The sequence below is a fragment of the Nocardioides sp. Arc9.136 genome (genome assembly GCF_030506255.1).
Taxonomy (GTDB): Bacteria; Actinomycetota; Actinomycetes; order Propionibacteriales; family Nocardioidaceae; genus Nocardioides.
Map to the genome: position 1 here is coordinate 972,691 of NZ_CP113431.1, position 26,931 is coordinate 999,621.

Sequence of the window (26,931 nt, forward strand, 5' to 3'; positions counted from 1 at the left end):
AGGAGACGCCGTGAAGCAAGCCCGTCCCCTCCTCGGCCTCGCCGCCGCCTCGACCCTGCTCGCCTCCGGCCTGCTCAGCGGGTGCGGGGTGGCGGGGACCGGGTTCTCCCCGGGCGTCGCCGCCTCGGTCGGGGACACCGACATCACGGTCGACCGGGTGGACGGGCTGGCGGCGTCGTACTGCGACGCGATCACGCCGCAGCTCGAGGGGCAGGTGCTGCCGAACAGCTACCTGACCAGCGGCGTCGCCGGGCAGCTGACGCTCGCGGCGGCCGCCGAGCAGCTGGCCGAGGAGAACGGCGTCGAGCCCGGTGCGGAGTACTCCGGGCAGGTCGCCCAGCTCGAGTCCGCCGTCGCCGACCTCCCCGAGGACCAGCAGGAGGCGGTCGTCGAGGTCGAGTCGGCCGGCAGCCTGGTCAGCGACCTCGTCATCGGGGTCGGCCGCCGGCTGGCCGAGGACCAGGGCCTGGCCGACGCCTCCGAGGAGCAGGTCGCCCAGCTCGGCAACGAGGCCCTCGCCGCCTGGATCGACGACCACGACGTGGAGGTCAACCCGCGCTACGGCGTGACGCTCGAGGGCGGGCAGCCGGTGGACACCGACACCTCGACCTCGGTCGCGGTCGGGGACGTCGCCACCGCCGCGATGGCCGAGTCGCCCGACGCGGAGTACGCCGCCACGCTGCCCGAGTCGCAGCGCTGCGGCTGACCGCATGCCCGACCCGCAGTCCGACCCGCAGACCGACCCGCAGACCGACGGGGCACCGCTGCTGGAGTTCCTGGCCGTCATGCGCCGGTTGCGGGCCGAGTGCGGCTGGAAGCGCGCCCAGACCCACCGCACCCTGGCCCGGCACCTGCTCGAGGAGACCCACGAGACGCTCGAGGCGATCGACCTGGGGGAGGAGACCGGCGACTGGTCCCACCTGCGCGAGGAGCTCGGCGACCTGCTGCTCCAGGTCTACTTCCACGCGGTCGTGGCCGAGGAGCGCGGGGCGTTCACCCTCGACGACGTGGCCGCCGACGTGACCGCGAAGATGCACCGGCGCAACCCGCACGTCTTCGGCTCCGCCGCGGACGCCGCAGGGGTCGACGCCGACGACCCGGCCGCGGTGAACGAGGCGTGGGAGGCCGCCAAGGCCGCGGAGAAGCAGCGCTCCTCGGTCACCGAGGGGCTGCCGCCCGGGCTCCCCGCGCTGCTCTACGCCGACAAGGTGCTCGACCGGCTCGAGCGGGCCGGCACGCCGGTCGCCGCGAGCCGGGGCGACGACGTGGGGGACCGGCTGCTCGCGCTCGTGGCGGAGTCCCGCGCGGCGGGCACCGACCCCGAGCAGGCGCTGCGCGACGCCGTACGCCGGGCACTGCGGCAGGCGGAGGGGCCGCGGGACTAGGGTCGGCCACGGCCCGTTCCGCCCCGAGAACCGTAGGAGACAACCCAACGTGGCATCCATCGAAGCTGTCGGCGCCCGCGAGATCCTGGACTCGCGCGGCAACCCCACGGTCGAGGTCGAGGTCCTCCTCGACGACGGCGCGTTCGCCCGCGCCGCGGTCCCCAGCGGCGCCTCCACCGGCGCCTTCGAGGCGGTCGAGCTGCGCGACGGCGGCGACCGGTACCTCGGCAAGGGCGTCGAGAAGGCCGTCGAGGCCGTGATCCAGACGATCGGCCCCGCCATCGAGGGTCTCGACGCCGACGACCAGCGCGTCGTCGACCAGACGATGCTCGACGCGGACGCCACGCCCAACAAGGCGACGCTCGGCGCGAACGCGATCCTCGGTGTCTCCCTCGCCGTCGCCCGCGCGGCTGCGGACTCCGCCGGCCTCCCGCTCTACCGGTACGTCGGCGGCCCCAACGCCCACCTGCTCCCGGTGCCGATGATGAACATCCTCAACGGTGGCGCGCACGCCGACACGAACGTCGACATCCAGGAGTTCATGATCGCGCCGATCGGCGCGCCCACCTTCCGCGAGGCGCTGCGCACCGGCGCGGAGGTCTACCACGCGCTGAAGTCGGTGCTCAAGCAGCGCGGCCTGGCCACCGGCGTCGGCGACGAGGGCGGCTTCGCGCCGGACCTGGAGTCCAACCGCGCCGCGCTCGACCTGATCGCCGAGGCGGTCGGGGCCGCCGGCCTCACGCTCGGCCGGGACGTCGTCCTCGCGCTGGACGTCGCCGCCTCGGAGTTCTGCGAGGGCGGCTCCTACACCTTCGAGGGCCAGCAGAAGAGCGCCGAGCAGATGACGGCCTACTACGCCGACCTGGTCTCCTCCTACCCGATCGTCTCCATCGAGGACCCGCTCGACGAGGACGACTGGGACGGCTGGAAGGCCATCACCGACCAGCTCGGTGCGACGACCCAGCTCGTCGGCGACGACCTGTTCGTCACCAACGTGGAGCGGCTGCAGCGCGGCATCACCGGCGGCCAGGCCAACGCGCTGCTGGTCAAGGTCAACCAGATCGGCTCGCTCACCGAGACCCTCGACTCCGTGGAGCTCGCGCACCGCAACGGCTACCGCTGCATGATGAGCCACCGCTCCGGCGAGACCGAGGACACCACCATCGCCGACCTCGCCGTGGCCACCAACTGCGGCCAGATCAAGACCGGCGCCCCCGCCCGGTCCGAGCGCGTCGCCAAGTACAACCAGCTGCTGCGCATCGAGGACGAGCTGGGTGACGCAGCCCGCTACGCCGGCCCCGGCGCGTTCCCCCGCTACCAGGGCTGATCGTCGGGCAGGCTTGGCCCATGGCCGACGACCGACGCGACCCCCGTGGGGCACGACGCCCGCGGGGGCGCACCGGGCCTGGCCGGCCGAGCGCCGGTGCTGCTGCCGGAGCGGCGCGCGGCACCCGGCCCGGCCGCCCGGACGACGCACCCGCGCGGCGCCGCCCCCGGCTCACCGGCCGGGCGGCGGTGCTCGTGCTGGTGCTCGCCGTGCTGGCGGTCTCCTACGCCTCCTCGATGCGGGCCTTCCTGCACCAGCGGGGCGAGATCGCCGAGCTCAAGGCGCAGATCGCCGAGCGCAAGGCCGCGATCGACGACCTGGAGCGGGAGAAGAAGCGCTGGCAGGACCCGGCGTTCGTGCAGTCCCGGGCTCGGGCCGAGCTCGGCTACGTGCTGCCCGGTGAGACGCCGTTCGTCGTGCTCCAGGACGACGAGCCGCTGACGACCGGAGCTCGCCTCAGCGACCCCGACGACCTGCCGGAGCAGGCCCCCGAGGCGTGGTGGGTCGGCGCCTGGGAGTCGGTCGAGCTGGCCGGCCACCCACCCAAGGACGGCGCACCCCCGGCCGCCGAGATCGACGGCAGCGCCGAAGAGAACGAGGAGACCGAGTGATCGAGCCCCGCGACGAGGCGGCCATCGCCTCGCAGCTGGGACGTGAGCCGCGAGCCATCCACGAGGTCGGGCACCGCTGCCCCTGCGGCAACCCCGACGTCGTGACCACCGAGCCGCGGCTGCCGAACGGGACCCCGTTCCCGACGACGTTCTACCTGACCTGCCCGCGCGCGGCCTCCCGCATCGGCACCCTGGAGGGCTCGGGGCTGATGAAGGAGATGCAGGAGCGGCTGGCCGAGGACCCCGCGCTCGCCGAGCAGTACGCCGCGGCGCACGAGCGCTACCTCGAGGCCCGCGACGCGATCGGCCGGGAGGCCGGGCTCGACGTGCCGGAGATCGCGGGCATCTCGGCCGGCGGCATGCCCGACCGGGTCAAGTGCCTGCACGTGCTCGCGGGCCAGTCGCTGGCCCAGGGACGCGGGGTGAACCCGCTCGGCGACGAGGTCCTCGACCTGCTCGGCGAGTGGTGGGCGGCCGGCCCGTGCGTGACGCCCGAGGCCCCGTCGGCGTGATCGCCGCGGTCGACTGCGGGACCAACTCGATCCGCCTGCTCGTCTGCGAGACCCCCCACCGGCCGGTGGTCCGCGAGATGCGCGTGGTCCGGCTCGGGGAGGGCATCGACGCGACGGGTCGGATGTCGGAGGCCGCGCTGGCGCGGACCTTCGCGGCGCTCGACGAGTACGCCGCGCTGGTCCGCGAGCACGGCGCGGCCCGGGTCCGGCTCTGCGCGACCTCGGCGACGCGGGACGCGGCGAACGCCGAGGTGTTCGCCGCCGGCGTCCGCGAGCGCCTGGGGATCGACCCCGACGTGGTGACCGGCGAGGAGGAGGCCGCACTGTCGTTCGCCGGCGCCGCCCGCGGGCTGCGCGAGGAGCCGGCCTGGCCGGTCCTCGTGGTCGACCTCGGCGGCGGCTCCACCGAGCTGGTCCTCGGTGGCCCCGACGGGCCGCCGGAGGGGCACTCGATGGACGTCGGCTCGGTGCGCCTGCACGAGCGGCACGCATTCTCCGACCCGCCGACGGCGGCGGAGGTCGACGCCTGCGCCCGCGACGTCGACGCCGCGCTCGACGCCTGCCCGGTCGACCCGGCCCGGGCCGCGACGGTCGTCGGGGTCGCCGGCACGATCACGACGGTCGCGGCGGCGGCGCTGGACCTCACGGCGTACGACGCCGGCGCGATCGACCAGCAGGTGCTGGACGTCGCGGACGTGCACGCCGCCGTCGACCGGCTCGTCGCGATGACCGTCGAGCAGCGGCGCGCCCTGCCGTTCATGCACCCCGGCCGGGCCGACGTGGTCGGCGCGGGGGCGATCGTCCTGCGGCAGGTGCTGCGCCGCTCCGGCGTCGGCCGGCTGGTGGTCTCGGAGTCCGACATCCTCGACGGCATCGCCTGGTCGCTGGTCGACTGAGCGCCGCAACCGGGCCGTGACCGTTTGCGGCTCGCGCCTCGGGCAACCGGGTCAGGCATGAGCCACTCGACGACGGCGCACGGCAGCCACGCCGGCCCTCCCCGGGACGAGCCGGGGGACGACACCACGGTCGGCGCGCTGGTGCACCGGCTGAGCGAGCAGGTCCCCGACCTGATCCGCAGCGAGATGCGGCTGGCCCAGGCCGAGCTCGCCGAGAAGGGCAAGAAGGCCGGTCTCGGCGTGGGCCTCTTCAGCGTGGCCGGGCTGCTCGGGTTCCTCGGCCTCGCGACGCTCGTCGCGACCGCCGTCCTGGCGCTCGACCTCGTGCTGCCCGCCTGGGCCGCCGCGCTGATCGTGGCCGCGGTCCTGCTGGTCTGCGCGGGCATCGCCGCGCTGGTCGGCAAGAAGGAGGTCCAGCAGGCGACCCCGGCGGCTCCCGAGCGAGCGGTCGCGGGCGTCAAGCAGGACGTCGCGACGGTGAAGGGAGCCCGGTCATGAGCCAGACGCCGGAGGAGATCGAGGCCGACATCGCGCGCCAGCGCGCGGAGCTGGCCGGGACCGTCACCGAGCTGCAGGCCAAGCTCGACGTCAAGACCCGGGCACGCCGCAAGGTCGACGAGCTCGGCGGCCCGCCGGTCGTCCTGGGCGCCGCCGGCGGCGTGGTCCTCCTCGTCGTCGTGCTCAAGGTGTGGCGCTCCCGGCGCTCCCGGCGCTGACCCCGGCCCACCGACCCGCAGACCTGTCCATCCACCGCACCACCCTCGAGGAGCAACCGTGAAGAAGCTCATCCTGCTGACCGGCATCGCCATCGGCTACGTCCTGGGCTCCAAGGCCGGGCGCGAGCGCTACGAGCAGATCCGCGCCGGCGCCAGCAAGGTCGCGGAGAACCCGACCGTGCAGACCGCCGCGGCCAAGGCGACCGAGCAGGCCGCCGCCGTGGCCGAGGCCGCCAAGGACAAGGCCACCGAGGCCGCCTCCAGCGTCGCCGACAAGGCCCGCCGCGAGACCTCGATCCAGCCCGCGCCCTGACCGAGGACACCGGCAGCCTCCTCCCGCACCCGGCGACCGGGCGGCTGTTCGCCTCGCCCGTGCCGCCCGGCACGGGCTGGCCGGGGGACCCGGCCGACGCGGCCACCCCGGTGGCCACCACGCCGGCACAGGTACGCCGCACCGCCCGCGACGCCGGCCTCCACGAGCTGGGGGCCGGCGTCAGCGTGTGCCGGGCCTGCCCCCGGCTCGTCCGGTGGCGCGAGGACGTCGCGCACACGAAGCGGGCGTCGTTCGCCGGCGAGCCCTACTGGGGCCGCCCGATCCCCGGCTTCGGCGCCGGGCACCCGCGCATCCTGGTCGTCGGCCTGGCACCGGCCGCGAACGGCGCCAACCGGACCGGTCGGGTCTTCACCGGCGACCGCTCCGGGGACTGGCTGTTCGCGAGCCTGCACCGGGTGGGTCTCGCCAACCGGCCGACCAGCGTGCACGCGGCCGACGGGCTGGCGCTGGTCGACACCCGGCTGGTGGCCACCGTCCGGTGCGCACCGCCGCTGAACAAGCCGACCCCCGAGGAGCGCGACACCTGCGCCCCGTGGCTGGACCGCGAGGTGGCGCTGGTCGCCGACTCGGTCCGCGTTGTCGTCGCCCTCGGCTCCTTCGGCTGGGACGCCGCGCTGCGCACCTACCGTCGGGCGGGGCACGCCGTACCCGTCCCCAAGCCGCGGTTCGGGCACGGCGCGGAGGTCGAGCTTCCCGCGGAGGGTGGGGGAGTGACCCTGCTCGGCTGCTACCACCCCAGCCAGCAGAACACCTTCACGGGCACCCTGACCGAGCCGATGCTGGACGAGGTGCTCGGCCGTGCGGCGGCCCTTGCGAGAATGCCCGGGTGACCACCCCCGCACCCCTGCACGCCATCACCGTCCTGGGCCACGACCGGCCCGGCATCATCGCCGAGGCCACCGGTCGGCTGGCCGACCTCGGGCTCAACCTCGAGGACTCCACGATGACCCTGCTGCGGGGTCACTTCGCGATGATGCTGCTGTGCGCGGGCCCGGCCGAGGTCGCCGCCATCGAGGCCGCGCTGCAGCCGCTGACCGCCGACGGCACCCTGACCGTCACCGTCCGCGACGTGCCGCAGGAGGACGCCGCCGGTCCGGCCGGCACCTCGTGGGTGCTCACCGTCCACGGCGGTGACCGGCCCGGCATCGTCTCGTCGGTCGTGGCGCGCGTCGCCGCGGTCGGCGGCAACATCACCGACCTCACCACCCGCCTGGCCGGCGACCTCTACCTGCTCGTCGCCGAGATCGACCTGCCCGCGGGTGCGGACGTGCCGGCCCTCGAGGCCGCCGTCGGCGCGGCCGCCGCCGAGCTCGGCGTCGGCGCGACCCTGCGTGCGGTGGAGGCAGACGACCTGTGAGCGTCAACGACACCGTCCTCGGCTGGTCGGAGCGGGAGCTCGGCGTCGAGGGGCGGGTGCTCGACGTCGTCCGCGCGCCGGACCCGGTGCTGTCGACCCGTGGGGCCGACGTCGACCCCACGGACGCCGCAACGGTCCGGCTCGCCGCCGACCTGGTCGCCACCATGCGGGTCAGCCCCGGCTGCGTCGGGCTCGCCGCCAACCAGGTCGGGGTGTCGGCGCGCGTCTTCTGCGTGGACGTCTCCGAGCACCCCAAGACCCGCGACCACCACGGCACGTTCGTGCTGTGCAACGCCGAGGTCGTGGAGTCCAGCCGCAACGAGAAGGCCCGTGAGGGCTGCATGAGCGTCCCAGACCTCACCGGCGACGTGAAGCGCGCCTCCCGGGTCGTCGTCCGCGGGCAGCTCCCCGGCAGCGGCGAGGAGGTCACCGTGACCGCCAACGCCTTCGAGGCGCGGGCCCTGCAGCACGAGATCGACCACACCGACGGCTTCCTGTTCGTGGACCGGGTCGCCGGCGCGCACGCGATCCACCCGCGCAAGACTTACCTGTAGCCACGCCGTGGCTGCGGGCCCCCGTGTCCCAACCGGCAGAGGAGACCGCCTTAAAAGCGGGTAGTTGCGGGTTCGAGTCCCGCCGGGGGCACCGTCGGGTCCGGCACGCTTGACTTCAGGTCGACCTGAAGCGGCAGGCTCCTCGACATGAGCGAGCACACGCACAGTCCCGAGCACACCCACCGGCACGGCTCTGATAACCACGACCCGAGCCGGCCGATCGACCCGGCCATGTGGACCGCCGGCTTCTGGGACGAGAGGTACGGCGCCACCGACGCGGTCTGGTCGGGCAACCCCAACCGGCGGCTGGTCGAGCAGGTCGCCGACCTCGCGCCGGGTCGCGCGGTCGACGTCGGGTGCGGCGAGGGTGCCGACGCCGTCTGGCTGGCCCAGCAGGGCTGGCAGGTCACCGGGGTCGACGTCTCCCCGGTGGCGCTGCAGAAGGCGGCGGCCCACGCCGCCGCGGCCGGGGTGACGGTGGAGTGGGCGCTGGTCGACCTGGTCGCGGGGGAGGGGCTCCCGGCGACGTACGACCTGGTCTCGGCGCACTTCCTGCACCCGCCGGTCGAGCTGCGCGGCGACGTCCTGCGCCGGCTGGGCGCGGCGGTGACCGTCGGCGGCACGCTGCTGTACGTCGGTCACCACCCCCAGGACCTCGCTGCGCGCGACCAGCACGCGGCGATGCTGCCGCTGATGCCCACGCCGGAGGACGTCGTCGCCCACCTGGACCCCGCCACCTGGGACGTCCGGGTGGCCGAGGTGCAGGCGCGCCGGCAGCTGGTCGAGGGCCGCGAGGTCACCGTCCACGACTCCGTTGTCCGGGCCGTGCGGATCTCCTGAGGGAAACGCGCCGGGACGGGAACGCGGGACGCTCGCCGGGCGTTGTACCTGCACAGGCCCCACTAGGGTGGGCCCACCAGTTCCACGGCCTCCAAGGAGAGACCATGCAGAGCAACAACCCGGTGTTCCGTCGCTCGGAGGAGTTCAACCGCGGCGGCGCGAACACCTACGGCAACCAGACGTACGCCGGAGGAGCCTCCTACCCCGGCGGCTCCGACCCGTCCCAGTGGGGCGTGGGCACCCCGGGTGCCCCCACCACCCCGCAGGCCACCGGCGGCCCGATGACGATCGACTCGACGGTGCAGAAGACCGCGATCACGCTCGGCACCGTCATCGTGTTCGCGTTCCTGACCTGGGTCCTGACCCCGGCCATCGACACCGCGACCACCGCCGAGGACCTCAGCGGCCTCTACGCCGCCGTGACGATCGGTGCCCTCGGCGCCTTCCTCCTCTCGATGGTGAACTCCTTCAAGCGCGTGATCAGCCCGGCCCTGGTGCTGGCGTTCGCGGCGCTCGAGGGCGTGGCCCTCGGCGGCCTGAGCAAGGTGTTTGACGCCCAGTTCGGCGGCGGCATCGTGACCCAGGCGGTCATCGGCACCTTCGCGGCGTTCGCGGGCACGCTCGCGGCGTACAAGTTCTTCAACATCCAGGTCGGGCAGAAGTTCCGCACCTTCGTCGTCGCCGCCGTCTTCGGCATGGTGGCGCTGAGCCTGCTCGAGCTCGTGCTCGGGTTCTTCGGCCCCTCGCTGGGCCTCTACGGCTTCGGCGGCGTGGGCCTGCTGTTCTCGCTGGCCGGCCTGGTGCTCGGTGTCTTCATGCTGATCCTCGACTTCGACTTCGTCGAGCAGGGTGTCGCCAACCGCGTCCCCGAGCGTGAGTCGTGGCGCGCGGCGTTCGCGATGACGGTCAGCCTCGTCTGGATCTACACCAACCTGCTGCGCCTCCTGGCGATCTTCAGCCAGGACTGACCCCCAGGTTCCGACCCCCGCAACGGTCGGCGCGGTACACGACGGCCCCGGACCTCGGTCCGGGGCCGTCGTGCGTCCGGACCCGCTCAGGTCTGGGCGGGCTCCGTCTCCGTGGCCGACTGGTCGCCGGCCTCGTCGTCGGCCTGCTCGGGCGCGGTGCCGTCGGTGGAGGGGTGGCGGCGGCGGTGCCGCAGCTCGACCCAGAGGCCGCGCACACCGCGGCGGTTGCCGCCGACCTCGGTGCCGCCGAGCTCGGTGCCCGGCGTGTTGACCGCCTGCAGCGCGGCCGCGGTGATCGGCAGGACGCCCTCGCCGCGGTACGGCTCGACGTCGGTGTCGCCGACGGCGAGCAGGCCGAGCGCGGCGAGCGTCGAGGGGAGGAGGACCGAGGCCAGCGAGCGGTAGCCCTGCGCGGAGGGGTGGAACTGGTCGGGCCCGAAGAGCAGGGCCGGCGCCGCGGCGAACTCCGGGCCGAGGATCGAGGCCAGCGAGACGGTCCGCCCGCCCTCCTCGACCACGGCGATCGTCTGGCCGGCGGCGAGCCGCCGCGACCAAGCGCGGGCGACCTGCTTGAGCGGGGGAGCGATCGGCTTGAGGGTGCCCAGGTCCGGGCAGGTGCCGACGAGCACCGCGACGCCGGCCTCGCGCAGGCGACGGACGCCCTCGGCGAGGTGGCGGACCGAGTGCGACGGCAGCACGGTGTGGGTGACGTCGTTGGCGCCCACGAGGATCACCGCGACGTCCGGCTCGATCGGCAGCGCGCGCGTGATCTGCTCGTCGAGGTCGGAGGACTTGGCCCCCACGACGGCGAAGCTGCGCAGGTAGACGCGCCGGTGGGCGCGCTCCGCGACGCCGCTGGCGAGCAGGGCCCCGGGGGTCTCCTCGACCCGCTCCGCGCCGTACCCGGCGGCGCTGGAGTCACCGAGCAGCGCGACCTTGACGGCCGGTCCGGGACGACCCCGGCCGTACCACCCGGTCGCGTCCGGGGGCGGCTCGTCGCGCGGCTCGCCGATCGTCTTGCGGGCCAGCTTCGCCTCGACGCGCATCACCCCGTAGAGCGCGGCGCCCAGCGCGGACACCCCGCCCCCTCCGAAGGCCGCGGCGCCGGCGAGCTTCCGTGCTGCAGCTGCTTTCCCCACGCGTGCACTCTACGGATGCCCCTCGCCGGGTGGGTGCGGGGATGAGCGCGGGGTTTAGACGGGCGTGACGACCGCCTCTAGCCTGGTTCGGTGCAGTACGTGAACTCGCTCCTCGACCTCATCGGCAACACCCCGCTGCTCCGCCTCGGTCGCACGCTCGACGACCTGGGCGGCGCCGAGGGCCCGCTCGTGCTCGCCAAGGTCGAGTACCTCAACCCCGGCGGGTCGGTGAAGGACCGCATCGCGACGCGGATGATCGACGCGGCGGAGGCCTCCGGCGAGCTCCAGCCCGGCGGCACCATCGTCGAGCCGACCTCGGGCAACACCGGTGTCGGCCTGGCCATGGTCGCCCAGCAGCGCGGCTACAAGTGCGTCTTCGTGTGCCCGGACAAGGTCAGCGAGGACAAGCGCAACGTGCTGCGTGCGTACGGCGCGGAGGTCGTGGTCTGCCCGACCGCCGTCGACCCCGACCACCCGGACTCCTACTACAACGTCTCCGACCGGCTCTCCTCCCAGCCGGGCGCGTGGAAGCCGAACCAGTACGCCAACCAGAACAACCCCCGCTCCCACTACGAGACCACCGGTCCGGAGATCTGGGCGCAGACCGAGGGGCGGATCACCCACTTCGTCACCGGCATGGGCACCGGCGGCACCATCAGCGGCGTCGGCCGCTACCTCAAGGAGCAGAACCCCGAGATCCAGGTGGTCGGCGCCGACCCCTCGGGCTCGGTCTACTCCGGCGGGACCGGCCGGCCCTACCTCGTCGAGGGCGTCGGCGAGGACTTCTGGCCCGACACCTACGACCGCAGCGTCGCCGACCGGGTCATCGAGGTCTCCGACGCCGACTCCTTCGCCTTCACCCGCCGGCTGGCCCGTGAGGAGGCGCTGCTCGTCGGCGGCTCCTCCGGGATGGCGGCGTACGCCGCGAAGCAGCTGGCGACCGAGCTCGCCGCGGCGGGCCGCACCGACGCGGTGGTCGTGGTGCTGCTGCCGGACTCCGGCCGCGGCTACCTCGGCAAGATCTTCAACGACGAGTGGCTCTCGCAGTACGGCTTCGGCGGCGAGCAGGCCGCCCAGACCGTCGGCGAGGTCCTGCGCGGCAAGGACGGCCGGGTGCCCGACCTCGTGCACACCCACCCCGGCGAGACGCTCGCCGAGGCGGTGCAGATCCTCGAGGAGTACGGCGTGTCCCAGATGCCCGTCGTCCGCGCCGAGCCGCCGCTGGTCGCCGCGGAGGTCGCGGGGTCGGTGTCGTCCCGGACCCTGCTCGACGCGCTCTTCGCCGGCCACGCCAAGCTGACCGACCCGGTGGAGCAGCACATGTCGCCGGCGCTGCCGACGATCGGCGCCAACGCCGACGCCCGCGACGCCGTCGCGCTGCTCGAGGGCGCCGACGCCCTGCTGGTCCAGGAGGAGGGCAAGCCGGTCGGCGTCGTCACCCGCCAGGACCTGCTCAGCTTCCTCGCCGGCGCCTGAGACTCCACGGGCCGTCATCGGGCCGACGACGCTAGGGTCGAAACACGTTCTAGTTTCGGAGGCCGGATGACGACGACCGCCACGCCCGCGATCGACGGGTGGTTCACCACGGGGGCCGAGCCGGCCCTCGTCGGATCACGCTGCACCGCGTGCACCACGGTGTACTTCCCGCCCGCCGGCGGTTTCTGCCGGAACCCGGCGTGCTCGGGTGAGGAGTTCGAGCAGGTCGAGCTCTCGCGGCGGGGGACCATCTGGTCCTACACCGACGCGCAGTACCAGCCGCCGCCGCCGTACGTGCCGGCCACCGACCCCTACGTGCCCTTCGCCCTCGCCGCCGTCGAGCTGCCCGAGGGCCTGACGGTCCTGGGCCAGGTCGCCGAGGGCTACGGCGTGGCCGACCTGCGGGTGGGTGCCGAGGCCGAGCTGGTCGTCGAGACGCTCTACACCGACGAGACGGGCGAGCGGTCGATCTGGCGCTGGAAGCCCGTGACCGAGCTGGGCGAGGAGGCCGAGCAGTGAGCGCAGGTCAGGTCAGCGTCCTCGGGGTGGGCATGCACCCCTGGGGCAAGTGGGGCAAGCCGTTCGTGGAGTACGGCGTGCACGCCGCCCGCGCCGCGCTCGCCGACGCCGGCGTCGCCTGGGGCGACGTCGACCTCGTCGTCGGCGGCGAGACGGTCCGCAACGGCTACGGCGGGTACGTCGCCGGCGCGACGTTCGCGCAGGCGCTGGGGTGGAACGGCGCCCGCGTCGCCACGTCGTACGCCGCGTGCGCGACCGGCGCACAGGCGCTCGACACCGCCCGGGCACGGATCCTCGCCGGGCTCTCCGAGGTCGCGCTGGTCGTCGGTGCCGACACGACGCCCAAGGGCTTCCTCGCCCCCAACGCCGGCGAGCGCTGGGACGACCCCGACTGGCTGCGGTTCCGCCTGCTCGGCATGACCAACCCGGCCTACTTCGCGCTCTACGCCCGCCGCCGGATGGACCTCTACGGCGCCACCAGCGAGGACTTCGCGCAGGTGAAGGTCAAGAACGCCCGCCACGGCCTGGCCAACCCCTACGCGCGCTACCGCAAGGAGGTCACCGTCGCGGACGTCCTCGGGTCCGCGGTCGTCTCCGACCCGCTGCACCTGCTCGACATCTGCGCGACCTCCGACGGCGCCGCCGCGGTGCTGGTGACCAGCACGGAGTACGCCCAGCGGCACGGCCTCGGCGACGCGGTCCGGATCGCCGGCATCTCCACGGTCACCCCGACCTTCCCGAACACGGTCATGGACATGCCGAACCTCTCCACCGACTCCACCGTCGCCACGGGCGAGCCCGAGCGGACCTTCAAGTCCTCCATCGGCCACGCGGCGTACGAGGAGGCCGGGGTGGGACCGGCGGACGTGGACGTCGCCGAGGTCTACGACCTCTCCACCGCGCTGGAGCTGGACTGGATCGAGGACCTCGCGCTGTGTGGGCCCGGCGAGGCCGAGAAGCTGCTGCGTGCCGGGGAGACCACCATCGGCGGCCGGATCCCGGTCAACCCGTCCGGCGGCCTGGCCTGCTTCGGCGAGGCCGTCCCTGCCCAGGCGCTCGCGCAGGTCTGCGAGCTCACCTGGCAGCTGCGCGGGCAGGCCGAGGGCCGCCAGGTCGAGGGCGCCCGCGTCGGCATCACCGCCAACCAGGGTCTCTTCGGCCACGGGTCCTCGGTCGTGCTCACCCGCTGAGCCCGCACCGAGGCCGCGCTGAGGCCGGCGCTCACGCCGAAGTGCTGAACCAACGTCGCGGTCCACGACTCGCTCAGGCGGCGTCCCGTCCCCCCGGGCCTCGTTGGTTCAGCACTGCGGCGAGCGCTACCGCTCGCAGGAGCACTGCGCGCACCTCGTCGGGGTGGAACATCACGTCCTCGTAGCTGAACCGGAGGACGATCCAGCCCGCGACCACCAGCCGGTTGTAGCGGCGGGCGTCGGAGGCCAGCGCGGACCGCCCGCCGTGCCACTCGAAGGAGTCGGCCTCGCACACGATGCGCAGCCGCTCGTCGACCAGGTCCGGGCGGGCCGCGAACGCGCCGTCGGTGACGGTCACCTGCGGACGCACCGCGAGGCCCGGCACGTCCATGCAGACGGCGCGGAGCGTCGACTCGAACGGGTTCGCCGCCAGGGCCGTCGCCTGCTCCGCCACGGCCCGCACCCGTCGTGAGCCCGGCCCCTGGGCCCGGTCCGCGACCTGCTGCAGCAGCTGGTGGCAGCCGGACTCGCGCAGTGCGGAGTCGGCCACGGCGAGCGCCTCGCTGAACGGCAGCGACCGGGCGCAGTCGAGCAGGGTCCGCGCGGGGCTCGTCACGCCGTCCTCGATCTCGCAGGGGGCGAGCTCGGCGCGGTGGACCGTCGCGGCGCCGGCCCTCGACCCGAGGCGCCGCCCTCGGCTGACGGTCACGTGCGGCCGGGTGGGCACGGTCGCGACGCCCCAGCCGTGGCGCAGCGCCGCACTGGTGTGGGACACCACGCCGCCCAGGCGCGCCGCGACCTCGACCGACTCGTCGACCCCGGGCAGCGCGTAGAGACCGCGCCCGACGCGGCCGACCCGGCCGGCGGAGACGGCGGCCTCCAGCATCCCTCGGTCGACGGCTGCCAGCAGCACTCCCCGGCGGGCGACCCCGCCGAGGTCGGCGAGCAGCTCGACGACGTCCGGCACGCGGCCGAGTCTGGTTCAGGCGGGCACCGCTCGCCCGCCTCTCTCCACAGGCCCGGGCGGCAGGGTCATCAGGACCACGTCGTCCTCGTCGGCCGGCAGCCAGTCAGGGCGGACCCGGCCGACCTCGACCCAGCCGCGGTGGCGGTAGACCGCGATCGCGCGGGAGTGGCGGGGGACGACGTCGAGCACCGGCAAGCGCTCGTGCTCATGGGCCCACGCCACGGCGGTGTCGAGCAGCAGCCCGCCGGTGCCGGTGCCGCGGACGGCGAGGCCGACGAACAGCACGGCGACCGAGACCAGGTCGCCGGGGACCCCGAAGACCTCGGGGTCGGGGACCGAGCAGACGGCGACGTGGCCGACGACGCGGCCGTCCAGCTCCGCGACCCAGGCCGCCTCCTCGGTCCCTCGGACCAGGAAGCGCTCGACGGGGAACGGCAGCGGCCACCGCATCGGGTAGCGCGAGCCGGGCTGCTGCTCGGCCAGCACCTCCACCAGGACGGGTACGTCGTCGGGCCGGCGTGGCCGGACGACCACGCCCGCCGTGCTCACCCGACGACCCCGTCCAGGTAGACCCAGCGACCGCCGCGCCGCTCGAAGCGGGACCGCTCCCGCAGCTCGCCCGGCCCCGCCGGGGAGTCGTAGGACGCCACGAACTCCACCCAGTCCTCGCCGGAGCCGAGCACGGCGAGACCGGTCCAGGTCTGCGAGGCGTCCAGGACGAGGTCGTCGGGGCGGGTGCGCGGGTGCCAGGTGCGCCAGAGGTACGCCGTGTCGCCGAGCGCGAACGCGGCGTACCGCGAGCGCATCAGCTCCTCGGCCGTCGCCGCCTGCGCGGCGCCGCGGTGCAGCCGGCCGCAGCACGCGTCGTACGCCTCGCCGGATCCGCAGGGGCACAGGGGTCGCAGGGGCGGGGCGCTCACGTGCCGACGGTACGGGGGCCGGGGTCGCGGGTTTGCCTGCTGAGTAGCGTGAAAGCGTGACTTCTGCTCCCACGATCTCCACCGTCGGCGAGCTCCGCGCGTCGGGCCACGTGCACCGGCCCCTGCGCGTCGAGATCCGCGACAACCTGCTCGCCGCCCTCCGCGAGGGCCGCGACCCCTGGCCCGGCCTGCACGGCTTCGAGGACACCGTCGTCCCCCAGCTCGAGCGGGCGCTCATCGCCGGCCACGACGTCGTCCTGCTCGGCGAGCGCGGCCAGGGCAAGACCCGCCTGCTGCGCACGATGGTCGGCCTGCTCGACGAGTGGACGCCGGTCATCGCCGGCTCCGAGCTCGGCGAGCACCCGTTCGACCCCATCACCCACGTCTCCCGGCGCCGCGCCGCCGAGCTCGGCGACGACCTGCCCGTCGAGTGGCGGCACCGCGACGATCGGTACGCCGAGAAGCTGGCCACCCCCGACACCAGCGTGGCCGACCTGATCGGCGACGTGGACCCGATGAAGGTGGCCGAGGGCCGCAGCCTCGGGGACCCCGAGACGATCCACTTCGGGCTGATCCCGCGCAGCCACCGCGGCATCGTGGCGATCAACGAGCTGCCCGACCTCGCCGAGCGCATCCAGGTCGCGATGCTCAACGTGATGGAGGAGCGCGACATCCAGATCCGCGGCTACGTGCTCCGGCTGCCGCTCGACGTGCTCGTCGTGGCCAGCGCCAACCCTGAGGACTACACCAACCGCGGCCGGATCATCACCCCGCTCAAGGACCGCTTCGGCGCGGAGATCCGCACCCACTACCCGACGGCGCTCGAGGACGAAGTCGCCGTCATCCGGCAGGAGGCCGACCTCGTCGCCGAGGTCCCCGACCACCTCGTCGAGATCCTCGCCCGCTTCACCCGCAACCTGCGCGAGTCCAGCGCCGTCGACCAGCGCTCGGGCGTCTCCGCCCGCTTCGCGATCGCGGGCGCCGAGACCATCGCCGCCGCCGCGATCCACCGCGCGACCAGCCGCGGCGAGGACGAGGCGGTCGCCCGGGTCGTCGACCTCGAGACCGCGGTCGAGGTGCTCGGCGGCAAGGTCGAGTTCGAGTCGGGCGAGGAGGGCCGCGAGGAGGAGGTGCTGACGCACCTGCTGCGCACCGCCACCGCCGAGACCGTCCGGACCCACCTGCGCGGGCTCGACATGAGCCTGCTGGTCGACGCGATCGAGAACGGCGCGATGGTCACCACCGGCGAGCGGGTCACGGCCCGGGACTTCCTGACCGGCCTGCCGGTGCTGGGCGAGTCCGAGCTGTACGACGACATCTGCGACCGGCTGGGGGCCACCAACGACGGCCAGCGCGCCGGTGCCATCGAGCTCGCCCTCGAGGGCCTCTACCTCGCGCGGAAGGTCGGCAAGGACACCGACGGCTCCGAGACGGTCTACGGCTGATGAAGGACCGCACGCGGTTCCGGCGCTACGAGGGGGGTGACCCGCTCGCGCCGCCGGTGGACCTCGCCGAGGCGCTCGACGCCATCGGCGAGGACGTCATGGCCGGCTACTCCCCGGAGCGGGCGATGCAGGAGTTCCTGCGCCGCGGCGGGCAGGACCAGCGCGGGCTCGACGACCTGGCGCGGCGGGTGGCCGAGCGGCGGCGCGAGCTGCTCCAGCGGCACAACCTCGACGGGACGCTGCAGGAGGTCAAGGAGCTGCTCGACCGGGCGGTGCTGGAGGAGCGCAAGCAGCTGGCCCGCGACGCGATGATGGACGACGCGGACCGGTCCTTCCGGGAGATGCAGCTGGAGAACCTGCCGAGCAGTCCCGCGGCCGCGGTGAGCGAGCTGTCGTCGTACGACTGGCAGAGCCGGCAGGCGCGCGAGGACTACGAGCGGATCAAGGACCTGCTCGGGCGGGAGATGCTGGAGCAGCGGTTCGCCGGCATGAAGCAGGCGCTCGAGGGCGCGACCGACGAGGACCGCGCGCGCGTCAACGAGATGCTGCAGGACCTCAACCGGCTGCTCGACGCGCACCGCCGTGGTGAGGACACCGACGAGCAGTTCGCGGAGTTCATGGACAAGCACGGGGACTTCTTCCCCGAGGGTCCCTCGAACGTCGACGAGCTGCTCGACTCCCTCGCCCAACGCGCGGCCGCGGCCCAGCGGATGCGCAACTCGATGACCCAGGAGCAGCGCGACGAGCTCGACGCGCTCGCGGCCGAGGCCTTCGGCAGCCCCGAGCTGATGGACTCCCTGTCCCAGCTCGACTCGAACCTGCAGGCGCTGCGTCCCGACGAGGACTGGGGCGGCTCGGAGCGGATGGACGGCGAGGAGGGACTCGGCCTCGGCGACGGCACCGGGGTCTTCCAGGACCTGGCCGACCTCGACGAGCTGTCCGACCAGCTCTCGCAGTCCTACGGCGGCGCCCGGATGGACGACCTGGACCTCGACAAGCTGGCCCGCCAGCTCGGGGACCAGGCCGCCGTCGACGCCCGGACGCTGCAGCAGCTGGAGAAGGCGCTGCGCGACTCCGGGACCCTCAAGCGCGACTCCTCCGGGCAGCTGCGGCTGACGCCGAAGGCGATGCGCCAGCTCGGCAAGGCGCTGCTGCGCGACGTGGCCCAGCGGCTCTCGGGCCGCCAGGGCCAGCGCGACATGGACCGCGCGGGCGCTGCCGGCGAGCGCTCCGGGGCCACCCGCGAGTGGGCGTTCGGCGACACCGAGCCGTGGGACGTCACCCGCACCGTGCTCAACGGGGTCCTGCGGCGCGCCGGCGACCCGGGCGGACCGCTGGTCGAGATCGGCGACGTCGAGGTCCAGGAGACCGAGGCCCGGACGCAGGCCGCGGTCGCGCTGCTGGTCGACACGTCGTTCTCGATGGCGATGGACGGCCGGTGGGTGCCGATGAAGCGCACCGCGCTCGCGCTGCACACGCTGATCCGCTCCCGCTTCCGCGGCGACCACCTCCAGCTGATCGGCTTCGGCCGGCACGCGGAGGTCATGGGCATCGAGCAGCTCACCGCGCTGGACGCGATGTGGGACAAGGGGACCAACCTCCACCACGCGCTGCTGCTCGCCAACCGCCACTTCCGCAAGCACCCCAACGCCCAGCCGGTGCTGCTGATCGTCACCGACGGCGAGCCGACCTCCCACCTCGAGCCCGGCGGCGAGGTGTGGTTCAGCTACCCGCCGCACCCGCTGACCGTCGCGTACGCCGTGCGCGAGCTGGACAACGCGGGGCGGCTCGGTGCCCAGACCACCTTCTTCCGCCTCGGCGAGGACCCCGGCCTGGCCCGCTTCATCGAGTCGATGGCCCGCCGGGTCGACGGCCGGGTCGTCGCGCCGGAGCTCGACGACCTCGGCGCGGCCGTGGTCGGCTCCTACCTCGGCAGCAGGGGCGGCTCGTCCGGCGGGGCCGGTGGCTCCGGGGACCTGGGCGGCTGGTTCGGCGGGCGGGGCTTCTGGGTCGGCTGACGCCGTACCCGCTCCCAGTTCGCGCAGGGGTGCGTCGAGGTCGCGCCGACCCCGGCGCAGCGGGGCGCCTCGGGCGGCTGCTCGAGCTCGTCGGTGCGCACGTCGCGCACGAGCAGGTGCCGCCCCAGGGTCCACCGCTCGAGGGTGGCGCAGTCGCACGACGCGACCCGCTTCTCCAGGCCCGTGGCGGTGGGCGACCGCAGCTCCCGGAACGTCCCCACCCACCGCAGTGTGTGGTCGCACCCCTCCAGCAGGACCTGGCGGGTGGTGAAGCAGACGAGGCACTCGGCACGCACGGGGACCGTCCTACCGGCGACCACCGACGGTGCCGAGCGGCGGCTTCCCGGGGCAGTCCCTCGCTTACCGGGGCAGATCTGCCCCGGGAAGCGAGGGAGTCACCGGTGGACCGGGGACCCCTGCGTCGCGCCCCACCCGTGCAGGAAACCCGCCAGCTCCTCGACGCCGTCGACCAGCCGGGTGCCGGGGCGGGCCCAGGAGGCGTCGGCGTCGACGGCGAGCACGCGGGCTCCGGCGGGGAGCAGCCCGGCGGCCAGCAGGGCGTCGGCCTGCGCCTGCGCGCCGGCCCGGTCGAACCCGCACGGCGCGACGACGTACACCTCCGGCTCGGCCGCGCGGACGGTCTCCCAGGTGACCCGCTCCGACTTCTTCCCGGCCGCGCCCAGCACGCACGTGCCGCCGGCGAGCTCGACCATCTCGGGGATCCAGTGGCCCGGCGCGTACGGCGGGTCGGTCCACTCCAGCACCGCGACCCGGGGCCGTCGGCGGCCGGCCACGTGCGCGGCCACGGCCGCCAGCCGGGCGCGGGTGGCGGCGACGAGCGCCCCGGCCTCGGCGGTGCGCCCGGTGGCCGCGCCGAGCCGCAGGAAGGAGTCCAGGACCTCCTCCAGCGTGTGCGGGTCGACGGTCAGCACGTCCGCGGTGCAGCCGAGGTGGGCCAGCGCGTCGTCGACGACCGAGACGTCGACCGCGCACACCGCGCAGAGGTCCTGGGTGACGACCAGGTCGGCGTCCAGCCCCGCCAGCGCGCCCTCGTCGAGGTGGTAGAGGTCCTCGCCGGCCGCCACCGCCCGCGCGACGTACGCGTCGATCTCGGCCGGCGGGAGCCCGGGTGGCATCGCCGACGTCGAGACGATCGGGCGGTCCCGCGCCTCGGGCGGGTGGTCGCACTCGAAGGTCACGCCGACCACGTCGGTGCCCGCGCCGAGGGCGAAGAGGACCTCCGTGGTCGACGGGAGCAGGGAGACGATGCGCATGCCTCGGACCCTAGGTGGGAGGTCCAGGTCACACCCGATTCGGGCGTGACGGCTACCACACGGTAACTTTCCGCCCGAGGGTTCTAGGGAGAGGTACGGGAGCAAACGTGCGTGTGATCGTGGGACGAGTTCTGCTGGGGCTGGGCGCCTTTCTGCTGGTGGCCGGGATCCTGGGTGTCGCCTGGGCGCCGGGGGCGGTGAAGAAGACGCCGGTGGAGGTCGACCAGAAGACCGACCTGACCGGCACGGCGGAGCGGTTGAACACCTCGACCGGGGAGACCCGGGAGCTCGAGGTGAGGTACACCAGCACCACCAAGTCCGACACCGACGCCTCGGACGACGACACCGTCTACTTCAAGCAGGCCACCTGCCTGGTCGAGGTCGACGGGGAGACGCCCGACTGCGTCGCGGAGGACGACGACCGGCTGATCTCCGCCGGCGAGGAGACCTTCGCCACCGACCGGGAGACCGCGCTGGCGGTCGACGGCTCAGAGCTGCCCGACGACGTCGAGCCCTTCGAGGGCCTGGTCAACAAGTGGCCCTTCGACGCCGAGGAGAAGGACTACGAGGTCTACGACAACGTGATCGACGAGCCGGTCACCGCGCGCTTCGACCGCACCGAGGAGATCGACGGCCTCGACGTGAACGTCTACGTCACCGAGACCGAGCGCGCCCCGATCGACCTCGGCAGCGACATCGACGGCCTCTACTCCGACCGCAAGGAGTACTCCGTCGACCCGCGCACCGGCGCGATCATCAAGCAGGTCATCGACCAGCAGCGCTACCTCGCCGACGGCACCGAGGTGCTGGACCTGCAGATGCAGTACACCGACGAGGAGGTCGCCGACAACGTCGCCGACACGAAGGACAACATCGCCAGCGTCGACCTGCTCACCAAGACGGTGCCGCTCGTCGGGTTCATCGGCGGCGCGCTGTGCGTCCTGGCCGGCATCGCCCTGGTCCTGACCGGCCGCCGGCAGAAGAAGGCCGCCCACACCGCCTGACCGGCCGGCGACTAGCGTCCTCCCGGTGGAGGACCCGACGCTGACCGTGCTGGCCCTCCTCGGGCTGGCGGCGCTGACCGCAGGCTTCGTGGACGCGGTGGTCGGCGGCGGGGGACTCATCCAGCTGCCCGCGCTGCTGGTGGGTCTCCCGGCCGCCTCGCCGGTCGAGATCCTGGCGACCAACAAGCTGGGCTCGGTCTGCGGCACCACCGTCAGCTCCGCGACGTACTACCGACGGGTCCGTCCGGACCCCCGGACGTTCCTGCCGATGATGGCGCTCGCACTGGCCGGTGCGTTCCTCGGAGCGCTGGCGGCCTCGCAGGTCCCACGGGAGGCGTTCGAGCCGATCGTCCTGGTCGTGCTGGTGCTCGTCGGCGCCTACGTGCTCGCGAAGCCGCGGCTGGGCGAGGCCACCGCGCTGCGCTTCAGCGGCCACCAGCACGTCGGCCTGGCGATGCTCGTGGGCTTCGTGATCGGTTTCTACGACGGCGCCCTGGGGCCGGGCACCGGCAGCTTCTTCGTCTTCGCGCTGGTCGGCCTGCTCGGCTACGGCTTCCTCGAGGCGTCGGCGAAGGCGCGGCTGGCCAACTGGGCCACCAACCTCGGTGCGCTGCTGCTGTTCGTGCCTCAGGGCGCCGTGCTGTGGCGCACCGGCCTGGTCCTGGGCGTGTGCAACCTGGTCGGCGGGTACCTCGGCGCGCGCACCGCCGTGAGCCGCGGCTCGGGCTTCGTCCGGGTCTTCTTCGTGCTGGTGGTCGCCGCCTTCGTCGTGCGCATCGGCGGCGAGGTGCTCGGGCTGTGGTCCTGAGCGGCTACCGCACGCTCGCCCGTGCCGCCGAGGCGGAGATCGAGGTCAAGCGCTCGCGCTTCCGGTGCACCCTGCGCCGGGTCGAGGACGAGCCGGCGGCCCGGGCGGTGGTCGAGGCGCTGCGCAAGGAGCACTGGGACGCCCGGCACCACTGCAGCGCGTTCGTCCTGGGCCCGCCACCGGTCCCGGTCGAGCGGTCCAGCGACGACGGCGAGCCCGCCGGCACGGCCGGCGCGCCGATGCTGGAGGTGCTCCGCGGGAACGAGGTCTCCGACGTGGTGGCCGTGGTGACCCGCTGGTTCGGCGGGACCCTCCTGGGTGCGGGCGGCCTGGTCCGTGCCTACGGCGACGCGGTGCGCGCGGGGCTGGAGGCGGCCGGCACCCTGCGCCGCGAGCTGCGCCGGGAGCTGGTCGTCGAGGTCGCCCACGCGGACGCCGGACGGGTCGAGACCGAGCTGCGCACGCGCGGCGTGGCGGTGCTCGGCACGGCGTACGCCGCGACCGTCGAGCTGACCGTCGGGGTCGCCCCGCAGGAGGAGGACCGGCTGCACGCGCTCCTGGCCGAGCTGACCCACGGGGCGGCGTCGGCCCGGAACGCCGGTGAGCGCTGGGTCGACGTTCCCTAGGCTGGTGGGCGTGCACCCGTCCTGGCTCAGCGCGTTCCTCGACCTGGCCCCCGACGAGCTCGAGCGCGGGCTCGCCCACTGGGCGGCCGTCACCGGCTACGGGGTCTCCACCACCCGCGGCGACGATGGCGAGTTCGCCACGCTGCTGCCCGCCGACGGCGACGACCACCTGCGGGTCCAGCGCCTCGGCGAGGGTCCCTCCCGCATCCACCTCGACCTCCACGTGGCCGAGGTCGGCCCGGCCGTCGAGCGTGCGGTCGCCGAGGGTGCGACGCTCGTGCGGTCGGGGGACTACGCCGTCCTCCGCTCGCCCGGAGGGCTGCCGTTCTGCTTCGTCACCCACCGTGCGGTGGTGCGACCCGCACCGGTCGACTGGGGCGGGCACACCTCGGCGGTCGACCAGGTGTGCCTGGACGTGCCGCCGCGGCTGCACGACGCGGAGCTCGCCTTCTGGTCGGCGGTGACCGGCTGGCCGGTGCAGTCGTCGGGCTCGGAGTTCCACCGGCTCACGCGCCCGCCGCAGCTCCCGCTCCAGGTCCTCGTCCAGCGCCTCGACGACGACCAGGAGCAGGTCACCGCGCACCTCGACCTCGCCACCACCGACCGGGCCGCCGAGACCGCGCGGCACGTCGCCCTCGGCGCGGAGGTGGCGGGCGTCCACGAGGAGTGGACCGTGCTGCGGCCGCCCGTGGGGCCGGCGTACTGCATCACCGACCGCGTGCCCGACGTGCCGCCGCCGGCCTGAGTCAGCCGGCGAACCCGGGCAGGTGCTCCTCCAGGATCGCGCGGAACGGCGCCTCGGCCTCGAGCTGGCTGAGCACCCCGATCCCACCCAGCCAGGTGCGGTGGATGAGCAGGTACGACGGCGGCAGGTTCAGCTTCATCGCCAGCGTGTACGTCGGGGAGCGGGGGTCGTTGATCCGCTGGAACTGCTCGCGCATCCACTCCCGGGAGAACCGGAACCGCTCGACCTGGGTCGGCTCGACGAACGGCGCGAGGTACTCCAGCACCAGCTCGGGGTCGACCTGGATGCCGGGGCGCAGGAAGCCCTCCGCGCGCAGGCCCTCGACCAGTCCCTGGGTGTCGCCGGCCGCGGCGAGCCGGATCAGCGTGCCCATGGCCTCCGGCAGGCCCTGGGTCTCCAGCCGGGCGACGGCGCCGTAGTCGAGCACGCCCATCCTCGCCGGTCCGCCGTCGGGGTCCCGGACGACGCGGAAGTTCCCGGGGTGCGGGTCGGCGTGCAGCATGCCGGTGCGCTCGGGCCCGGCGAAGAGGAAGCGGGCGAACAGCTCGCCGAAGCGGTCGCGGTCCTCCCGGGTGCCCCCGGCGATGACGGCCGCGAGGGACGACTCGCTCTCGAGCCACTCGGTGACCAGGACGGTCTCGCCGACGGCGACCACGCCCGGGACCGCGATGTCGGGGTCGCCGGCGAACGCGTCGGCGTACACCTGCTGCGCCTCCGCCTCGAGCCGGTAGTCGAGCTCGTCGACCGCGCGCGCCTGCAGCTCGGCGACCAGCGGCTTGATGTCGACGCCGGGCACGACCGAGCCCACGGTGCGGGCGAGCCGCGCGAGCTGGCGCAGGTCGGAGCGGAGGGCGTCGCCGGCGCCGGGGTACTGCACCTTGACCGCGACCTCGCGCCCGTCGTGCCAGCGGCCGCGGTGGACCTGGCCGATGGAGGCGGCCGCGGTCGGCCCGCCGTCGAGCCAGACCAGCTGCTCGCGCCAGCCGGGGCCGAGGTCCCGGGCGAGCGCCTCTCGGACGGTGGAGGTGGGCATCGGGGGAGCGGAGTCCTGCAGCAGGGTGAGCTGCTCGCGGTAGGGACCGGCGAGCTCGTCGGGCAGGGCCGCCTCGAGCACCGAGAGCGCTTGCCCGAACTTCATCGCCCCGCCCTTGAGCTCGCCGAGGGTGCGGAAGAGCTGCTCGGCCGTGCGCTGCTGGATCTCGGTCATCACCGTCTCGGCCGGCCGGCCGCCGAGGCGCTTGCCCAGCCCGAGTGCGTTGCGCCCGGCGAAGCCGAGCGGCAGGGCCGCCAGCCGAGCGGTGCGGGCGACCGCCTTGCGCGGGAGCTCGGTCATGGCTCCATCATGCCGTCGGGGTGGGCACCCGTCGGGGCGGTCCGGGCGTGGCGTCGCCGGGAGCACGACCTGGCCGTGGGCGTGCAACCGATCCGCCGCCCACCTCGTTCATGGGGCGTGCAGCTGAGCAGGAGCGACCGGTGACCGGGCGACGGGACCGCACCGACGAGGGGTTCACCGAGTTCGCGGTGGCCGCCCGCGGCCGGCTCCGACGTACGGCGTACCTCATGTGCGGCGACTGGGACCGGGCCTCCGACCACGTCCAGGAGGCGCTGGTCCGGGTCTACACGAACTGGCCCCGCCTGGAGCGGCAGGGCGGCGAGATGGCCTACGCGCGGCGCGCGGTGGTCAGCGCGTTCCTGGACGCGAGCCGGCGCCGCTCGAGCCGGGAGAGACCGGTGGAGGCCGACGTCACCCTGGCGTCGGGTGAGGACGTCGCCGCCGCGGTCACCGACCGGGCGGCGCTGATGGCGGCCCTCGGCCGGTTGCCGCGGCGGCAACGGGCCTGCGTCGTCCTGCGGTACTTCGAGGACCTCGACGTCCGCGAGACCGCGGCGGTCCTCGGCTGCCGCGAGGGCACGGTCAAGAGCCAGACCGCCCGAGGCATCGCCTCGCTGCGCGACATGTTCGAGAGCGCGTCGTCCGACGAGCTCGCCATCCCCGGCACCCGGAGGTACCCGTGAACGAGCTCAGGCAGCTGCTGCACGACACGTCGGCCACCGAGCCGCCCGACCACCTCGACCTCACGGAGGTGGTGCGGCTCGGGGGACGCCGGCGCCGCCACCGCCGCGCGGCGACGGTCGCGTCGGTCGCCGCAGCCACGGCGATGGTGGCCGTGGTCGGTGCGACCGTCGGCGGGCCGGGACCCGACGGCCCGGCGCCCGCGACGGACGGCTCCGCCGGCCCGTCGGTGACGCTCGACGAGGCCCGGCCCGCGGTCGAGGGCACCGACTACCGCGTGCTGGCCAGCCGCCTGGAGGACCGCCGACGGGCCGAGAGGTTCGTGGGGGTCACCGACGACGGTCAGGGAGTCGTCCTCCGCGCGTCCACCGGGCGAGGCGGTCGCACGCCGGTGGGGATCGTCGACCCGTCCGACGGCGCGACGAGCTGGCTGCCCGGCGGTCCCCAGCCCCTCGACGAGACCTCGACGATCGCTCTCGGCGAGGACCGCCTGGTCTTCCGCGAGAGCCACTGGTCCGACGAGCGGCTGGCCGTGCGCGTCCTCGACCGCGCCGCCGGCACCTGGTCGACCATGCGCTGGCCCGGGCTGCCCCCGGCACAGGCGTACAGCCCGACCGAGCACGACGGGCGCCTCTACCTCACGCTCTACACCGAGCCGGGGCAGGCCGAGCACGAGCTCTGGTCGGTGTCGCTCGACGACAGCTCGGACGTCCGCGACGAGCACGCGACCGTGGTGGGTGACCTCGACGTCACCGGTGACGAGCTGACCTGGTCCGACGGGTCGACCGGGACGGCGGCCCGCGTGCACGTGCGGGACCTGGTCTCCGGGGAGGAGCAGTCGATCGACCCGCACCTGGACCCGGGCTGCGGCGTCCAGGCGCTGGAGCGGATCGGGGACCGGCTGCTGCTCGGCCAGGTCTGCGGCCGCTCGAGAGACCGGTTGCAGGTCGTCACCACGGAGGGGGACCGGGTCCTCACCATCGACGACGCGGGCGTCGGCGGGCACATCGGCGACGGGGGCCGGGTCGCGGTGGTCTCCGGCGGCGAGGGCGGCCCCTACGTCCTGGACCCGGTGAGCGGGGAGCTGTGGGCGGTGGGGGCCGCGACGTCGCTCTGGACCAGCCGGGAGCCGGTGCCGGACGGGTCCGACCTCACGCTGTGGAGCACGATCCAGGAGGTGGGTGGGGAGCCGGCGCCGGGCGTGGAGCCCGGGGCAGACGACGGCCCCGCGACCGAGCACCTCGTGGAGTGGCTCTCCTGAGCCCCGCCCGCGAGCGACGACGGGC

32 protein-coding genes and 1 tRNA gene are annotated in these 26,931 nt (G+C 74.3%); 26 read left to right on the forward strand and 7 right to left on the reverse strand.

Annotated features, from left to right (window positions below):
* Nucleotides 1–10 precede the first annotated feature (10 nt).
* The 15 genes from OSR43_RS04595 (at nt 11) to OSR43_RS04665 (ending at nt 9,500) form a co-directional block, all read left to right on the forward strand.
* A complete protein-coding gene (locus tag OSR43_RS04595; RefSeq protein ID WP_302269880.1) occupies nt 11–706 on the forward strand; it encodes a hypothetical protein in 696 nt (231 codons plus the stop codon).
* 4 nt (nt 707–710) lie between these two features.
* Entirely contained in the window at nt 711–1,385 is a 675-nt protein-coding gene (locus tag OSR43_RS04600) for a MazG nucleotide pyrophosphohydrolase domain-containing protein (RefSeq protein ID WP_302269882.1), read from the forward strand.
* A 49-nt stretch (nt 1,386–1,434) separates the two neighbouring features.
* Complete coding sequence (gene eno, locus OSR43_RS04605) at nt 1,435–2,712, forward strand: phosphopyruvate hydratase (protein ID WP_302269884.1); 1,278 nt, start codon at nt 1,435–1,437, stop codon at nt 2,710–2,712.
* A gap of 20 nt (nt 2,713–2,732) precedes the next feature.
* On the forward strand, nt 2,733–3,323 hold the full coding sequence (locus tag OSR43_RS04610) for a septum formation initiator family protein (protein ID WP_302269885.1): 591 nt from the start codon (nt 2,733–2,735) through the stop codon (nt 3,321–3,323).
* The gene (locus OSR43_RS04615; protein WP_302269886.1) at nt 3,320–3,835 is read left to right on the forward strand and encodes a DUF501 domain-containing protein; all 516 of its coding nucleotides are present in this window, start codon (nt 3,320–3,322) and stop codon (nt 3,833–3,835) included. The genes OSR43_RS04610 and OSR43_RS04615 overlap by 4 nt, the downstream gene beginning before the upstream one ends.
* Nucleotides 3,805–4,731, forward strand: a complete 927-nt coding sequence (locus OSR43_RS04620; RefSeq protein WP_302269887.1) for a Ppx/GppA phosphatase family protein — start codon at nt 3,805–3,807, stop codon at nt 4,729–4,731. The genes OSR43_RS04615 and OSR43_RS04620 overlap by 31 nt, the downstream gene beginning before the upstream one ends.
* A gap of 57 nt (nt 4,732–4,788) precedes the next feature.
* Complete coding sequence (locus OSR43_RS04625) at nt 4,789–5,229, forward strand: phage holin family protein (RefSeq protein WP_302269888.1); 441 nt, start codon at nt 4,789–4,791, stop codon at nt 5,227–5,229.
* On the forward strand, nt 5,226–5,447 hold the full coding sequence (locus tag OSR43_RS04630; protein ID WP_302269889.1) for a DUF3618 domain-containing protein: 222 nt from the start codon (nt 5,226–5,228) through the stop codon (nt 5,445–5,447). Before OSR43_RS04625 ends, OSR43_RS04630 begins: the two co-directional genes overlap by 4 nt.
* Before the next feature lie 58 nt (nt 5,448–5,505).
* Nucleotides 5,506–5,760: a hypothetical protein gene (locus tag OSR43_RS04635; protein WP_302269890.1), complete on the forward strand. Its 255-nt coding sequence runs from the start codon at nt 5,506–5,508 to the stop codon at nt 5,758–5,760.
* Nucleotides 5,761–5,819: 59 nt separating this feature from the next.
* A complete protein-coding gene (locus OSR43_RS04640; RefSeq protein ID WP_302269892.1) occupies nt 5,820–6,611 on the forward strand; it encodes a uracil-DNA glycosylase in 792 nt (263 codons plus the stop codon).
* Nucleotides 6,608–7,138, forward strand: coding sequence for a glycine cleavage system protein R (locus OSR43_RS04645; RefSeq protein WP_302269893.1), 531 nt, complete (start codon nt 6,608–6,610; stop codon nt 7,136–7,138). The genes OSR43_RS04640 and OSR43_RS04645 overlap by 4 nt, the downstream gene beginning before the upstream one ends.
* Entirely contained in the window at nt 7,135–7,692 is a 558-nt protein-coding gene (def, locus tag OSR43_RS04650; RefSeq protein WP_302269894.1) for a peptide deformylase, read from the forward strand. The genes OSR43_RS04645 and def overlap by 4 nt, the downstream gene beginning before the upstream one ends.
* Nucleotides 7,693–7,709: 17 nt before the next feature.
* A tRNA-Leu gene (locus tag OSR43_RS04655) sits at nt 7,710–7,783 on the forward strand.
* Nucleotides 7,784–7,839: 56 nt separating this feature from the next.
* On the forward strand, nt 7,840–8,532 hold the full coding sequence (locus OSR43_RS04660) for a class I SAM-dependent methyltransferase (protein ID WP_302269895.1): 693 nt from the start codon (nt 7,840–7,842) through the stop codon (nt 8,530–8,532).
* Nucleotides 8,533–8,636: 104 nt separating this feature from the next.
* A complete protein-coding gene (locus tag OSR43_RS04665; RefSeq protein WP_302269896.1) occupies nt 8,637–9,500 on the forward strand; it encodes a Bax inhibitor-1/YccA family protein in 864 nt (287 codons plus the stop codon).
* Between the two features lie 86 nt (nt 9,501–9,586).
* Here OSR43_RS04665 and OSR43_RS04670 read toward each other — a convergent pair whose 3' ends face one another.
* Nucleotides 9,587–10,639: an SGNH/GDSL hydrolase family protein gene (locus OSR43_RS04670; RefSeq protein ID WP_302269897.1), complete on the reverse strand. Its 1,053-nt coding sequence runs from the start codon at nt 10,637–10,639 to the stop codon at nt 9,587–9,589.
* Between the two features lie 90 nt (nt 10,640–10,729).
* Here OSR43_RS04670 and OSR43_RS04675 point away from each other — a divergent pair, with 90 nt between their 5' ends.
* The 3 genes from OSR43_RS04675 (at nt 10,730) to OSR43_RS04685 (ending at nt 13,824) form a co-directional block, all read left to right on the forward strand.
* A complete protein-coding gene (locus OSR43_RS04675) occupies nt 10,730–12,115 on the forward strand; it encodes a cystathionine beta-synthase (RefSeq protein WP_302269898.1) in 1,386 nt (461 codons plus the stop codon).
* A gap of 66 nt (nt 12,116–12,181) precedes the next feature.
* On the forward strand, nt 12,182–12,634 hold the full coding sequence (locus OSR43_RS04680; RefSeq protein WP_302269899.1) for a Zn-ribbon domain-containing OB-fold protein: 453 nt from the start codon (nt 12,182–12,184) through the stop codon (nt 12,632–12,634).
* Nucleotides 12,631–13,824: a lipid-transfer protein gene (locus OSR43_RS04685; protein WP_302269900.1), complete on the forward strand. Its 1,194-nt coding sequence runs from the start codon at nt 12,631–12,633 to the stop codon at nt 13,822–13,824. The genes OSR43_RS04680 and OSR43_RS04685 overlap by 4 nt, the downstream gene beginning before the upstream one ends.
* Before the next feature lie 73 nt (nt 13,825–13,897).
* On the opposite strand, the gene OSR43_RS04690 is transcribed toward OSR43_RS04685, so the two are convergent.
* The 3 genes from OSR43_RS04690 to OSR43_RS04700 are packed head-to-tail and all read right to left on the reverse strand — an operon-like array spanning nt 13,898 to nt 15,696.
* Nucleotides 13,898–14,791 carry a DUF559 domain-containing protein gene (locus tag OSR43_RS04690; RefSeq protein ID WP_302269901.1) on the reverse strand — a complete coding sequence of 298 codons (894 nt, stop codon included), beginning with the start codon at nt 14,789–14,791 and terminating at the stop codon, nt 13,898–13,900.
* Between the two features lie 15 nt (nt 14,792–14,806).
* Entirely contained in the window at nt 14,807–15,340 is a 534-nt protein-coding gene (locus OSR43_RS04695; RefSeq protein ID WP_302269902.1) for a GNAT family N-acetyltransferase, read from the reverse strand.
* Nucleotides 15,337–15,696, reverse strand: a complete 360-nt coding sequence (locus OSR43_RS04700) for a YchJ family protein (protein WP_302271576.1) — start codon at nt 15,694–15,696, stop codon at nt 15,337–15,339. The genes OSR43_RS04695 and OSR43_RS04700 overlap by 4 nt, the downstream gene beginning before the upstream one ends.
* A 71-nt stretch (nt 15,697–15,767) precedes the next feature.
* Between OSR43_RS04700 and OSR43_RS04705 the strand changes: the two genes are divergently transcribed.
* The gene (locus OSR43_RS04705; RefSeq protein ID WP_302269903.1) at nt 15,768–17,156 is read left to right on the forward strand and encodes a magnesium chelatase; all 1,389 of its coding nucleotides are present in this window, start codon (nt 15,768–15,770) and stop codon (nt 17,154–17,156) included.
* Nucleotides 17,156–19,174, forward strand: coding sequence for a VWA domain-containing protein (locus tag OSR43_RS04710; RefSeq protein WP_302269904.1), 2,019 nt, complete (start codon nt 17,156–17,158; stop codon nt 19,172–19,174). The genes OSR43_RS04705 and OSR43_RS04710 overlap by 1 nt, the downstream gene beginning before the upstream one ends.
* Here the strand turns inward: OSR43_RS04710 and OSR43_RS04715 are convergent.
* Together OSR43_RS04715 and OSR43_RS04720 are read right to left on the reverse strand one after the other, a co-directional pair.
* A complete protein-coding gene (locus OSR43_RS04715) occupies nt 19,081–19,470 on the reverse strand; it encodes a DUF2695 domain-containing protein (RefSeq protein ID WP_302269905.1) in 390 nt (129 codons plus the stop codon). The two genes, OSR43_RS04710 and OSR43_RS04715, sit on opposite strands and share 94 nt — an antisense overlap.
* Before the next feature lie 99 nt (nt 19,471–19,569).
* Nucleotides 19,570–20,448: a cobalamin-binding protein gene (locus tag OSR43_RS04720; RefSeq protein ID WP_302269907.1), complete on the reverse strand. Its 879-nt coding sequence runs from the start codon at nt 20,446–20,448 to the stop codon at nt 19,570–19,572.
* Nucleotides 20,449–20,555: 107 nt separating this feature from the next.
* Here OSR43_RS04720 and OSR43_RS04725 point away from each other — a divergent pair, with 107 nt between their 5' ends.
* Genes OSR43_RS04725 through OSR43_RS04740 form a run of 4 tightly spaced genes read left to right on the forward strand, consistent with a single transcriptional unit; the run spans nt 20,556 to nt 23,631 of the window.
* Nucleotides 20,556–21,452: a DUF3068 domain-containing protein gene (locus tag OSR43_RS04725; RefSeq protein WP_302269909.1), complete on the forward strand. Its 897-nt coding sequence runs from the start codon at nt 20,556–20,558 to the stop codon at nt 21,450–21,452.
* Between the two features lie 25 nt (nt 21,453–21,477).
* On the forward strand, nt 21,478–22,260 hold the full coding sequence (locus OSR43_RS04730; RefSeq protein ID WP_302269910.1) for a TSUP family transporter: 783 nt from the start codon (nt 21,478–21,480) through the stop codon (nt 22,258–22,260).
* Nucleotides 22,251–22,886: a YigZ family protein gene (locus OSR43_RS04735; protein ID WP_302269912.1), complete on the forward strand. Its 636-nt coding sequence runs from the start codon at nt 22,251–22,253 to the stop codon at nt 22,884–22,886. The genes OSR43_RS04730 and OSR43_RS04735 overlap by 10 nt, the downstream gene beginning before the upstream one ends.
* A gap of 10 nt (nt 22,887–22,896) precedes the next feature.
* Nucleotides 22,897–23,631, forward strand: coding sequence for a VOC family protein (locus OSR43_RS04740; RefSeq protein ID WP_302269913.1), 735 nt, complete (start codon nt 22,897–22,899; stop codon nt 23,629–23,631).
* A 1-nt stretch (nt 23,632) separates the two neighbouring features.
* Here OSR43_RS04740 and OSR43_RS04745 read toward each other — a convergent pair whose 3' ends face one another.
* Entirely contained in the window at nt 23,633–24,964 is a 1,332-nt protein-coding gene (locus OSR43_RS04745) for an AarF/ABC1/UbiB kinase family protein (protein WP_302269914.1), read from the reverse strand.
* Between the two features lie 140 nt (nt 24,965–25,104).
* On the opposite strand from OSR43_RS04745, the gene OSR43_RS04750 reads away from it, so the two are divergent.
* Together OSR43_RS04750 and OSR43_RS04755 are read left to right on the forward strand one after the other, a co-directional pair.
* Entirely contained in the window at nt 25,105–25,647 is a 543-nt protein-coding gene (locus tag OSR43_RS04750) for a SigE family RNA polymerase sigma factor (RefSeq protein WP_302269915.1), read from the forward strand.
* Complete coding sequence (locus OSR43_RS04755; protein WP_302269916.1) at nt 25,644–26,906, forward strand: hypothetical protein; 1,263 nt, start codon at nt 25,644–25,646, stop codon at nt 26,904–26,906. The genes OSR43_RS04750 and OSR43_RS04755 overlap by 4 nt, the downstream gene beginning before the upstream one ends.
* Nucleotides 26,907–26,931 lie beyond the last annotated feature (25 nt).